This is a genomic window from Phytopseudomonas argentinensis, from assembly GCF_900113905.1.
GTDB lineage: Bacteria > Pseudomonadota > Gammaproteobacteria > Pseudomonadales > Pseudomonadaceae > Aquipseudomonas > Aquipseudomonas argentinensis.
Window position 1 is genome coordinate 222,195 of sequence record NZ_FORC01000004.1, and the last position, 12,551, is coordinate 234,745.

10 protein-coding genes are annotated in these 12,551 nt (G+C 62.3%); all 10 read right to left on the reverse strand.

Annotated elements, in window-relative coordinates; all coding sequences use genetic code 11:
• Positions 1-5 precede the first annotated feature (5 nt).
• Positions 6-998 (reverse strand): NADH-quinone oxidoreductase subunit NuoH, encoded by a 993-nt coding sequence (gene nuoH, locus BM154_RS18710; protein ID WP_074887676.1) that lies wholly within the window; start codon positions 996-998, stop codon positions 6-8.
• The gene (nuoG, locus tag BM154_RS18715; RefSeq protein WP_074887679.1) at positions 995-3,724 is read right to left on the reverse strand and encodes an NADH-quinone oxidoreductase subunit NuoG; all 2,730 of its coding nucleotides are present in this window, start codon (positions 3,722-3,724) and stop codon (positions 995-997) included. The genes nuoH and nuoG overlap by 4 nt, the downstream gene beginning before the upstream one ends.
• A 106-nt stretch (positions 3,725-3,830) precedes the next feature.
• Positions 3,831-5,192, reverse strand: a complete 1,362-nt coding sequence (gene nuoF, locus BM154_RS18720) for an NADH-quinone oxidoreductase subunit NuoF (protein ID WP_074887682.1) — start codon at positions 5,190-5,192, stop codon at positions 3,831-3,833.
• Positions 5,189-5,680: an NADH-quinone oxidoreductase subunit NuoE gene (nuoE, locus tag BM154_RS18725; protein ID WP_074887685.1), complete on the reverse strand. Its 492-nt coding sequence runs from the start codon at positions 5,678-5,680 to the stop codon at positions 5,189-5,191. Before nuoE ends, nuoF begins: the two co-directional genes overlap by 4 nt.
• Before the next feature lie 10 nt (positions 5,681-5,690).
• A complete protein-coding gene (gene nuoC / locus BM154_RS18730; protein ID WP_074887688.1) occupies positions 5,691-7,472 on the reverse strand; it encodes an NADH-quinone oxidoreductase subunit C/D in 1,782 nt (593 codons plus the stop codon).
• Positions 7,473-7,532: 60 nt separating this feature from the next.
• On the reverse strand, positions 7,533-8,210 hold the full coding sequence (locus BM154_RS18735; protein WP_074887690.1) for a NuoB/complex I 20 kDa subunit family protein: 678 nt from the start codon (positions 8,208-8,210) through the stop codon (positions 7,533-7,535).
• Positions 8,211-8,220: 10 nt separating this feature from the next.
• Complete coding sequence (locus BM154_RS18740) at positions 8,221-8,634, reverse strand: NADH-quinone oxidoreductase subunit A (RefSeq protein WP_074887692.1); 414 nt, start codon at positions 8,632-8,634, stop codon at positions 8,221-8,223.
• 424 nt (positions 8,635-9,058) lie between these two features.
• On the reverse strand, positions 9,059-10,654 hold the full coding sequence (locus tag BM154_RS18745; protein WP_074887697.1) for an isocitrate lyase: 1,596 nt from the start codon (positions 10,652-10,654) through the stop codon (positions 9,059-9,061).
• A 472-nt stretch (positions 10,655-11,126) separates the two neighbouring features.
• Positions 11,127-11,933: a secretin N-terminal domain-containing protein gene (locus BM154_RS18750; protein ID WP_074887700.1), complete on the reverse strand. Its 807-nt coding sequence runs from the start codon at positions 11,931-11,933 to the stop codon at positions 11,127-11,129.
• On the reverse strand, positions 11,930-12,544 hold the full coding sequence (locus BM154_RS18755; RefSeq protein WP_074887703.1) for a DUF7931 domain-containing protein: 615 nt from the start codon (positions 12,542-12,544) through the stop codon (positions 11,930-11,932). Before BM154_RS18755 ends, BM154_RS18750 begins: the two co-directional genes overlap by 4 nt.
• Positions 12,545-12,551: the final 7 nt, after the last annotated feature.

The following is a 12,551-nucleotide window of genomic DNA, read 5'->3' on the forward strand; positions in this document are numbered from 1 at the left end:
TCTCCTTACTGGGCCGTGGCCAGCACGACGGCGCCGGTCACCAGCAGGTTGATCAGGGTCAGCGGCAGACAGAACTTCCAGCTGAAGGCCATGACCTGGTCATACCGTGGGCGCGGAATCGAAGCGCGTAGCAGGATGAAGATCATGATGAAGAAGCAGGTCTTGATCGCGAACCAGAAGAACGGGATCTGCGGCAGGATGCCGAACGGACCGTGCCAGCCACCGAAGAACAGGGTTACCAGCAACGCGGAAATGGTCACGATGCCGATGTATTCACCGACGAAGAACATGCCCCATTTCATGCCGGCATACTCGATGTGGTAGCCGTCGGCCAGTTCCTGCTCCGCTTCCGGCTGGTCGAAGGGGTGGCGGTGAGTCACGGCCACGCCAGCGATGAAGAAGGTACAGAAACCGAAGAACTGCGGAATGATGAACCACAGGTGCTCGGCCTGGTAATCGACGATATCGCGCATGTTGAACGAGCCGACCTGGGCGACGATACCCATCAGCGCCAGGGCCAGGAACACCTCGTAGGAAACGGTCTGGGCCGATGCGCGCAGGCTGCCGAGCAGGGCGAACTTGTTATTGCTCGACCAGCCGGCGAACAGCACGGCATAGACCGACAAGCCCGCCATGGCGAAGAAGAACAGGATGCCGATGTTCAGGTCCGCCACGCCCCAGTTGGGGGTGATCGGGATGATCGCGAAGGCCACCAGCATGGCGCCCATGCCAACGATCGGCGCCAGGGTGAAGATCATCTTGTCGGCGAACGGCGGCGTCCAGTCTTCCTTGAAGAACATCTTCAGCATGTCGGCAGCAATCTGGAACATGCCGAAGGGGCCAACCCGGTTGGGGCCGTAACGGTCCTGCCACCAACCGAGCAGGCGGCGCTCGACGAAGCTCAGCAACGCGCCGGTAACCACCACTGCCAGGAGGATGACGATGGCCTTGAGCACTTCCTGAATGATGTCGAGCAACCCGGGAGTCAGCCAGCTCATTGTGCGGCCTCCCCAATGCTGGTCACCAAGGCACCGGCGATGCCTGCCGGAATTCCGGTCAGACCCACTGGCAAGCCAACCAGGCCGATAGCCAGCTTTTCGCTGACGCGCAGCGGCAGGCGCAGGTTCTGGCCATTGACACTCAGTTGCAGCAGGCCGCCCTCGTTGACACCGAGGCGGCCGGCTTCATCCTTGGCCAGCGCGACGTAGGCCTCAGGCGTGCGTTCGGCGATCGGCGCGGCGCGCGAGGACATTTCCTCGCTACCGAACAGATGGTGCAGCGGGACCGCCTGCCAGGTGCCCTGGACCGGGTTGAACGCCGTTGGTGCGCTAAACCAGCCCAGGCTCGCGCCCTTGGCTTCGATCAGGCGCACACCAGGATCGCCGGCGCGCAGGTGGCCACCGACTTCGTCCTGGAACTTGTTCCAGGCCTGGGGCGAGTTCCAGCCCGGCGACCAGGCGAACGGAATCTGCTGACGATCTTCCTTGCTGCCCGAATAGCCTTCCATGGAGAAGGCGAAGGCGCTGTCCTTGTCCTGGGGCTGACGCGGCTCGTGCACGCTGATATTGGCGCGCATGGCAGTGCGCCCGCTGTAGCGGTGCGGCTCGCGGGCCAGTTTCAACCCCTTGATGCGGAACGAGGCGCCCGGCGCCGCGTCACGGATGCCGGCCAACTGGGCATTACTGTCGGCGCAGGCAGCGGTGACCTGGTCGAGCTGGGTCCAGTCCACGTTGCGGCCCTGCAGCGTGCTGTGCAGCGCGTGCAGCCAGCGCCAGCCTTCACGCACCAGGATGTTGGCGTCGTAGTAGGACGGGTCGTAGACCTGGAAGAAACGCTGGGCACGGCCTTCCTGGCTGACCAGGGTGCCGTCGCCTTCGGCGAAACTGGCAGCCGGCAGCAGCAGATGCGCCTTGGCAGTGGTGGCGGTGCTCTGGTGGTCGGCGACGATCACCACCTTGGCGGCAGCCAAGGCAGCATCCACGCGAGCAGCGTCCGCGCGGTGGTAGAGATCGTTTTCCAGCACCACCAGGGCATCGGCCTGGCCGGAGGTGAGCGCTTCGAGGGCGTCGTCCAGGCTGTTGCCGGCGAATTTGTCGCCCATCAGCAGGGCCACGCCCATGCTGTTGGCTTCCGGCACCACCAGGCTGATGGAACCGTTCTTCTCGCGGTTCTTCAGGGCGCCGGCGATGTTGGCAGCAGCCTCGATCACCGCGCGATTACCCAGCGAGGCACCGGACACGATCAGCGGACGCTTGGCGGCCACCAGCGCCTCGGCGATACGCTGCACCAGCTCACCGGCCTCGGCTTCCAGGCCTTCGACGGCCGGTGCGCTCGGGTCGATGGCGTGGGCCACGGCGAAACCGATGCGCGCCAGGTCATCGGGCGCAGCGTGCACGCACTGTTCGGCGATGTCGTCCAGGCGGGTCGCCGCGACACTGGCGATGAACAGCGGGTTGAGCGCGTGCTGGGCAACGTTCTGCACCGCAGCCATGTGCCAGTCCTGGATCTTCGCACCGGCGGCGATTTCGGTGGCCTTGCCCTTGACCGACTGGCGCAGGGCCAGGGCGACGCGCGCGGCGGTCTGGGTCAGGTCTTCACCGAGCACGAACACCGCGTCGTGGCTTTCGATATCACGCAGGGTCGGCACCGGCAGCGGGCCGTTCTGCAGCACGTCGCGGATCAGACGAATGTTGGCCTGCTCGGCGGTGGCGATACCGGAGAAGAAGTTGCCTTCACCGACCAGTTCACGCAGGGCGAAGTTGCCTTCCAGGCTGGCCCGTGGCGAACCGATACCGATTACCTTGCGGCCCTTGAGCAGGGCCGCGGCCTGGTCCAGGGCGGCATCCAGGCTCATCTTCATCTTGCTGAGCACCATCATCGGCTGACGCGGACGGTCCTCACGGTTGACGTAGCCGTAGCCGAAGCGACCACGGTCGCACAGGAAGTACTGGTTCACCGAGCCGTTGAAGCGGTTCTCGATACGGCGTATTTCGCCGTAGCGCTCGCCGGGGCTGGTGTTACAGCCGCTGGAGCAGCCATGGCAGATGCTCGGGGCGAACTGCATGTCCCACTTGCGGTTGTAGCGCTCGGAGTGGGTCTTGTCGGTGAACACACCGGTCGGGCAGACCTCCACCAGGTTGCCGGAGAACTCGCTCTCCAGGGTGCCGTCTTCGACGCGACCGAAGTACACGTTGTCGTGAGCACCGTAGACGCCCAGGTCGGTGCCGCCCGCGTAATCCTTGTAGTAGCGCACGCAGCGGTAACAGGCGATGCAGCGGTTCATCTCGTGGGCGATGAACGGCCCGAGTTCCTGGTTCTGGTGGGTGCGCTTGCTGAAGCGATAACGGCGGGCGTTGTGGCCGGTCATCACCGTCATGTCCTGCAGGTGGCAATGGCCGCCTTCCTCGCACACCGGGCAGTCGTGCGGGTGGTTGGTCATCAGCCATTCGACGACGCTCTTGCGAAAGGCCACGGCCTCTTCGTCGTCGATGGAAATCCAGCTGTTGTCGGTGGCCGGGGTCATGCAGGACATGACCAGGCGACCGCGCTTGTCGTTTTCGTCGGTGTACTGCTTCACCGCACACTGGCGGCAGGCACCGACGCTGCCGAGCGCCGGGTGCCAGCAGAAGTAGGGGATGTCGAGACCAAGGGACAGACAGGCCTGCAGCAGGTTGTCCGCACCATCGACTTCGAGATCTTTGCCGTCTACGTGGATAGTGGCCATTTTCTTCAGTCTTCGTTTGCCCACCGTGGGGTGGACGGGCTAAGGGAATGCTTTATCGTGACCCGGGCCGGACGGCGCAGTGCGCCCACATGTCCGGCCAACAGGTCTATACCGCGTGTGCCGCCACCGGCGGCTGGATCGCGTCGGCGATCACCCCGGCGTCGAACTCCTCACGGAAATACTTGATTGCGCTGCCCAGCGGTTCCACGGCACCTGGTGCATGGGCGCAGAAGGTCTTGCCGGGGCCAAGGAAGTTGACCAGACCGAGCAGGGTGTCGATGTCCTCGCGGGTGCCTTGCTTGCGCTCCAGGGCGCGGAGAATCTTCACGCTCCACGGCAGGCCGTCACGGCACGGCGTGCACCAGCCGCAGGATTCGCGGGCGAAGAACTCCTCCATGTTGCGCAGCAGCGACACCATGTTCACGGTGTTGTCGACCGCCAGCGCCAGGCCGGTACCCATACGGGTGCCGACCTTGGCGATGCCGGCAGCGTACATGGACGCCTCGAGGTGCTCGGGCAGCAGGAAGCCGGTACCGGCGCCGCCAGGCTGCCAGGCCTTGAGGGTGAAACCGTCGCGCATGCCGCCGGCGTAGTCCTCGAACAGCTCGCGAGCGCTGATACCGAAGGGCAGCTCCCAGATACCTGGATTCTTCACCTTGCCGGAGAAGCCCATCAGCTTGGTGCCATGGTCTTCGCTGCCTTCGCGGGCCAGAGATTTGTACCAGTCCACGCCGTTGGCGACGATGGCCGGCACGTTGCACAGGGTCTCGACGTTGTTGACGCAGGTCGGCTTGCCCCACACGCCCACCGCGGCCGGGAACGGCGGCTTGGCACGCGGGTTGGCGCGCCGGCCTTCCAGGGAGTTGATCAGCGCGGTTTCTTCGCCGCAGATGTAGCGGCCCGCGCCGGTGTGCACGAACAATTCGAAATCGAAACCGCTACCCAGGATGTTCTTGCCGAGCAGGCCGGCAGCCTTGGCTTCGTCGATGGCGCGGTTGAGGTTGGCGGCCGCGTCGACGTATTCGCCACGCAGGAAGATGTAGCCGCGGTAGGCCTTGAGGGCCCGGGCGCTGATCAGCATGCCTTCCACCAAGAGGTGCGGCAGCTGTTCCATCAGCATGCGGTCCTTCCAGGTATTGGGCTCCATCTCGTCCGCGTTGCACAGCAGGTAACGGATGTTCAGGGATTCGTCGTTGGGCATCAGGCCCCACTTCACCCCGGTGGGGAAGCCCGCACCGCCGCGGCCCTTGAGGCCGGAATCCTTGACGGTCTGCACGATGTCGGCCTGAGCCATTTCGGCCAGCGCCTTGCGGGCAGCGGCATAACCGTTCTTCTGCTGGTACTCGTCCAGCCATACCGGCTGAGCGTCGTCGCGCAGGCGCCAGGTCAGCGGGTGAGTCTCTTCGTTGCGAGCGATGCGGTTGGCTGGACCGAAGGAGGTCAGCAGGTTCGAGCTGCGACTGGTCATTGGAAGCTCTCCAGCAGTTGCGCCACGCCTTCGGGCTGCACGTCGCCAAAGGTCTCGTCGTCGATCATCAGCGCCGGCGCCTTGTCGCAGTTGCCCAGGCAACATACCGGCAGCAGGGTGAAGCGGCCGTCGGCGGTGGTCTGCCCAGGCACGATGCCCAGTTCGGATTTGATGCTGCCGAGCACATTTTCATGGCCACCGATAAAGCAGGTCATGCTGTCGCATACACGGATGATGTGGCGCCCGACCGGCTGGCGGAAGATCTGGCTGTAGAAGGTGGCAACCCCTTCAACATCGCTGGCCGGGATACCGAGAATCGCACCGATGGCATCGGCGGCGCCGTCCGGCACCCAGCCGCGCTCCTTCTGCACGATCTTCAGCGCTTCGATACTGGCCGCGCGTGGGTCTTCGTAGTGATGCATCTCGTGCTCGATGGCTGCACGCTCGGCTTCGCTGAGGGCGAAACGGTCAGTCTGAATCATGCTCATGGTGTTCTCCTCAGCGATCCACGTCAGCCATAACGAAGTCGATACTGCCCAGATAGGCGATCAGGTCAGCGACCATGCTGCCGCGAATCACCGAAGGGATCTGCTGCAGGTGCGGGAAGCTCGGGGTACGGATTCGGGTGCGGTAGCTCATGGTGCTGCCATCGCTGGTCAGGTAATAGCTGTTGATGCCCTTGGTCGCCTCGATCATCTGGAAGCTTTCGTTGGCCGGCATCACCGGGCCCCAGGAAACCTGCAGGAAGTGGGTGATCAGGGTCTCGATGTGCTGCAGCGTGCGCTCTTTCGGCGGCGGCGTGGTCAGCGGGTGATCGGCCTTGTACGGACCTTCCGGCATGTTGCGCAGGCACTGGTCGATAATCCTGATGCTCTGGCGCATTTCCTCGACGCGTACCATGCAGCGGTCGTAGGCGTCGCCATTGACCGCCAGCGGCACTTCGAATTCGAAGTTCTCGTAACCGGAGTAGGGGCGTGCCTTGCGCAGGTCGAAGTCGCAGCCGGTGGCGCGCAGGCCGGCACCAGTGGTGCCCCATTCCAGCGCTTCCTTGGTGTTGTACTGGGCAACACCGATGGTCCGCCCCTTGAGGATGCTGTTCTTCAGCGCGGCCTTTTCGTACTCGTCGAGGCGCTTGGGCAGCCAGTCGACGAACTCCTTGACCAGCTTGTCCCAGCCGCGTGGCAGGTCGTGGGCGACCCCGCCGATGCGATACCAGGCCGGGTGCAGCCGAAAGCCGGTGATGGCTTCGATCACCTTGTAGGCCCGCTGGCGGTCGGTGAAGGTGAAGAACACCGGAGTCATGGCGCCGACGTCCTGGATATAGGTACCCAGGAACAGCAGGTGGCTGGTGATGCGGAAGAACTCGGCCATCATGATGCGGATGGTGTCGACCTTCTGTGGCACCTTGATGCCGGCGAGCTTCTCGACCGAAAGCACGTACGGCAGGTTGTTCATCACCCCGCCGAGGTAGTCGATACGGTCGGTGTAAGGAATGAAGCTGTGCCAGCTCTGGCGCTCGGCCATCTTCTCGGCGCCACGGTGGTGGTAGCCGACTTCCGGCACGCAATCGACGATTTCTTCACCGTCGAGCTGCAGGATGATGCGGAACGCACCGTGGGCCGACGGGTGGTTGGGGCCGAGGTTGAGGAACATGTAGTCCTCGTTCTCGCTGTGGCGCTTCATGCCCCAGTCTTCCGGATTGAAGCGCGCGGCCTCTTCCTCGAGCTGTTGCTTGGCCAGGGTCAGGCTGAACGGGTCGAATTCGGTGGCACGCGCCGGGTAATCCTTGCGCAGCGGGTGACCTTCCCAGGTCGGCGGCATCATGATCCGGGTCAGGTGCGGATGCCCGGTGAAGTGGATGCCATAGAGATCCCAGACTTCACGCTCGTACCAGTTGGCGTTAGGCCAGATGCCGGTCACCGAGGGCAGGTTGAGATCCCCCTCGCGCAGCGCCACCTTGATCATCACGTCGCTGTTACGCTCCAGCGACATGAGGTGATAGAACACCGTGAAGTCGGCATCCGGCAGGCCGCGACGCTGGGTGCGCAGGCGCTCGTCGACGCCGTGCAGGTCATACAGCATGACGTAGGGGCGGGTGGCCTGGCGCAGGAAGCGCAAGACCTCGACGAGCTTGTCGCGGCCGACCCAGATCACCGGCATGCCGGTGCGGGTGGCCTGCAGCGTGAAGCTGTCGGCGCCAAAACGGGATTGAAGCTCAACGACGACGTCTTGGTCGTCCGCCTTGTAGGGCGCAATGGACACGGTGGTGTCTGCAGTCATGGTCTCGATCGCTATCGGTCAACGGTGAGAGTGAGTCCAGCTTTATACAAGCAGCTGGGCTCAGACTTCGTCAGGGGAACGCAGGTTGGTAACCGCTATTCGCTGTTCGCGGCGCTGTTCTTTCTGGGACGGCATCTCGGCGCGATAAACGCCTTGATCACCAACGACCCAGGACAGCGGGCGGCGCTCCTGACCGATGGACTCCTGCAGCAGCATCAGGCCTTGCAGAAATGCTTCGGGACGGGGCGGGCAACCGGGAATGTAGACGTCCACGGGAAGGAACTTGTCGACACCCTGAACGACCGAGTAGATGTCGTACATGCCGCCGGAGTTGGCGCACGAACCCATGGAAATGACCCACTTGGGTTCGAGCATCTGCTCATAGAGACGCTGGATGACCGGCGCCATCTTGATGAAGCAGGTGCCGGCGATGACCATGAAGTCCGCCTGGCGTGGGGATGCGCGGATCACCTCGGCACCGAAGCGCGCAACGTCGTGCGGCGCGGTGAAGGCGGTGGTCATTTCCACGTAGCAGCACGACAGCCCGAAGTTGTACGGCCACAGGGAGTTCTTGCGCCCCCAGTTCACCGCACCACTGAGAACATCCGAGAGTTTCCCCATATAGATGTTCTTGTGCACTTCATCTTCTAGCTGTTGGTCGGTAACGACCTCCTGCCTGCCGATCGGGTATTGCTCGTTGGGAGCATCCGGATCGATCCGAGTGAGCTTGTATTGCATCGCCAAAGCCTCATTGTTTGAGCTTCGCCTGCCGAGCCTTACGACTCTCGGGTGCCCAATCCAGCGCACCGATACGCCAAAGGTAGACAAGACCTGCCAACAGAATGTTTATGAAAACGGCTGCTTCGATAAAACCGGCCCAGCCGCTTTCGCGAACGGAGACGGCCCAAGCGAAGAGAAAGAGGGCTTCGACGTCGAAGATCACGAAGAGCATCGCGACCAGATAGAATTTGGCGGACAGGCGCAGGCGTGCGCTGCCGGTGGGAAGCATGCCCGATTCGAAGGGCTCGTTCTTGCTGCGCCCCCAGGCCTTGCTGCCCAGTAGGCTCGATAGGCCCATCATGAAGGCACAAAGGCCTACAACACCCAGCAGAAAAACGGCCAACGCCCAGTTATGGGACAGGGAACTGCTTGCTTCCAGCATGCCGGGGCTCCTCAGGCAAGGAACGGCTTAACGCACGATTTAAAATTATGGCAAGGCACCAAGCGCCTTGAATCAATTCGCACAATGTTATGCCTGTATCGGGTGTAAGTAAATTTTTCAGCACAAAAAAATAATAAAAGGTCGCATAGCTGCAATGGTGCAACTTTCAGAAAGCGCCGCAAATCAACGAGCTACGGAAACTATGGGCAACTTCGCGAGCGCGCTGGAAGTTTGCATGTAGCGAGAATAAAAAAACGCTTCAATAAGAATGAATTCCATTTGCGAATCAATTATCTTTATGCCGCAGTAGCGTTTCTTCTAAACATCGCTTGATAGCCGGCAAACATCGCTGGATAAAAAAAGCCCTGGCATTGTTGCCAGGGCTCAAGGCTAGAAACAGGCGCCCTCAGGTGGCGCTCAGTGGTCAGTGAAACTGATTCATGGTGTTGTCCTTGCCTCCGGCCTTGAGTGCCGCCTCGCCGGCGAAATATTCCTTGTGATTGTCGCCGATGTCCGAGCCCGCCATGTTCTGGTGCTTGACGCAGGCGATGCCTTGACGAATCTCCTGACGCTGCACGCCCTTGACGTAGGCGAGCATGCCCTGGTCGGCGAAGTAGCCCTTGGCCAGATTGTCGGTGGAAAGAGCCGCGGTGTGGTAGGTCGGCAGGGTGATCAGGTGATGGAAGATGCCGGCATTGGCCGAACCATCGCGTTGGAAGGTACGGATCTTCTCGTCGGCGATCTGCGCCAGTTCGGTTTCGTCGTATTCGGCGCTCATCAGTTTGGCACGGTCGTAAGCCGATACGTCCTTGCCTTCGGCGACGAATGCGTCGAATACCTGCTGGCGGAAGCTCAGGGTCCAGTTGAACGACGGGCTGTTGTTGTAGACCAGCTTGGCGTTGGGAATCACTTCACGAACGCGATCGACCATGGCCTTGATCTGCCCCACGTGGGGCTTCTCGGTCTCGATCCAGATCATGTCGGCGCCGTTCTGCAGGCTGGTGATGCTGTCCAGCACGCAGCGGTCTTCGCCGGTGCCTTTGCGGAACTGGAACAGGTTGGACGGCAGGCGTTTGGGGCGCAGCAGCTTGCCTTCGCGGTTGATCACTACGTCGCCGTTCTTCAGTTCGCTCGGGCTGATCTCGTCGCAGTCGAGGAACGAATTGTACTGGTCACCAAGGTCGCCCGGCTCGTTGGTCACGGCGATCTGCTTGGTCAGGCCGGCGCCCAGGGAGTCGGTACGGGCGACGATCACGCCATCGTCCACGCCCAGCTCGAGGAAGGCGTAGCGCACCGCGTTGATCTTGGCGAGGAAATCGGCGTGGGGCACGGTGACCTTGCCGTCCTGATGGCCACATTGCTTCTCGTCAGATACCTGGTTCTCGATCTGAATGCAGCAGGCGCCGGCCTCGATCATCTTCTTGGCGAGCAGGTAGGTGGCCTCGGGGTTGCCGAAACCAGCGTCGATATCGGCGATGATCGGCACCACGTGGGTTTCGAAATTATCGATCTGCGCCTGGATCTCGCTCTGCTTGGTGCGATCGCCCGACTCGCGGGCCGCGTCGAGGGCGCTGAACAGCAGGTCCAGCTCACGGGCGTCGGCCTGACGCAGGAAGGTGTACAGCTCTTCGATCAGCGCGGCTACCGCGGTCTTTTCGTGCATGGATTGATCCGGCAGCGGGCCGAAATCCGAGCGCAGTGCGGCGATCATCCAGCCGGACAGGTACAGGTAGCGCTTGTTGGTGGTTTTCAGGTGCTTCTTGATGGAAATCAGCTTCTGCTGACCGATGAAACCATGCCAGCAGCCCAGCGACTGGGTATAGACGGACGAGTCGGCATCGTACTCGGCCATGTCCTTGCGCATGATGGCTGCCGTGTACTTGGCGATATCCAGACCGGTCTTGAAGCGGTTCTGGGCGCGCATACGAGCGACGGATTCCGGGTTGATCGCGCTCCAGCTGTTGCCAGCGGCTTCTTTCAGGGCGGTAACGGCTTTGATGTCGTTTTCGTAAGCTGACATGGTCAATCCTTCAAGTATGTGTTGGGGCGAACACCGGGCGCTGCGCACAGCACAGGCGCAGGGCTCGGCGCGAGCTCACCGCAGACGCTGAGATAAACCGGAAGGAGGAGGGCCGTGGCCGGGTGGACGAAGCGTATCGGTTGCCTGCTGCCGGGTAGGCGAGCGGTGGTGCGTACAGGCCCGTGGACGCCCTTGGCACCTTGCAGTTCGATACGTAAAGCGCTTCCCCGTCCCTCAGGACAACCTCGTTCCAGTCGCCATCTCGTCGAGCTGCCTTGTGGGCGTAACAACACGAATCGATCCCTGCGGTAAGCGGAGATTGACCCGGAGGCTCGGTTTCCAGAGCCCCTGATTAGCGGGAGCGAGGCCATCATGCGACTGACGAAAATGTTCGTCAATCGTTTTTGTAGTGTTTTTTTGGATCTACTACATAAGTCTTAGAGCGACCGTACAGTCACGTTTTACGGGGCTTTCAGTCGATCACCTCGACTTTCACGCGCATGCTCATGTCGTTGCGACCTTCGGTGGAGTAGCGGCGCATCAAGCCACTGCGATCGGCCTGACTTTGCTCGCTGCTGCCACCGATGTTGATCCACTCGCCAACCCGACCGCTGACCCGGGTATCGGCCTGCTGGATGTCGATCACGCCAGGTTGCTGCTGGCTGACGCGGTCACGGTTGCTGCTGATGTCCAGGTGCACCACGTCGCCGGCCAGGCTGGCGGTAACGTAGAAACCCTGGGTAACGTTGCGGTACTCGGTATTGTTGTACACCTGGCCATAGGGATCACGGCTGGAGGTGGTCAGTGGCACGCTCTGGCCGACCTGGATCAGCGCCGGATAGCCTTCGCTGGTCTGCACCTGCTGGGTACCGCCGCCACGGCTGTCGGTGCTGCGGCGGATGACACGTGCCTGGTCGCGACCGTCCACCTCGCCACTGCCGATGTCCACCCGGCCATTGCCGGCACTGATGCTGCCGTCCACGGCATAGCCGCGGTCATCACGATAGGTCGACTCGCTGGTATCGACACTGATAAGCAGGCGCCGCGGTTGGGTGTCGAGCTGGGCGAGCAGGGCGCGCACCTCGTCTATCTTGCCTGGCGAGGCATTGACGATCAGTTGGTTGCCATAGGCGCTGACGCGCCCTTCGTGGCCCAGTGCCGACTGCACCACGGGCAGCAGATCGCCAGCGGTGCGGTAGTTCAGTGGGATGACTTCGGTGGCGGCCAACGCCGAGAGACTGAGCGCGAGCAGGGCGGCGCCGAGATAATGCCGTTTCATAGCAGGAAACTCCGCAAGTCAGGGTCGGTGATGCTGGTATCCCAAGTCTGGTCGAACAGTCGCTGTAACTGCCGCACGCGTGGGGCGTCCCGATAGTTCGCATAGCCGCCGACTTGATCCGGCTCGGGGCGCATCAGCAGACCCTGATCGTCAGCCAGCAGAAAGGCGCCATCGGGAGCGGCATAATCCGGGTGACAGCGGCGAATCTGTATATGGCTGGACAGCTTGCGCGACAAGCCGATCAGCCGATGCCCATCGCGAACGGCGCGGCTGCTGTCACGCACCAGAATGCGCAGCCCGCTGTTGCGATGACTGAGCACGAACTGCGTGCATGCCTGGGCCATGCTGCTGTGGTTATAAAGCCAGGGTTCAAGATCGGGGCTGTACAGGCACAGTGTGCGGCTGGCCTGTTGCATAAGCGCCAGGGTGTGGCTGCGCGCCTGCTCGGGCGAGCTGAAGCGCTGTAGCACCTGTTCGCTACCGAGAACGAAAGGGGCGGGCTCCCAGGTCGCCGGCATTGGCAGCTGGCTATCCGGGTTGTGCAGGGTGAAACGCCCAGGCGACTCGAACTCGATGGGCTCGAGGTCGGCGGGCGTATGTTCGTCGTTCATGCTGACC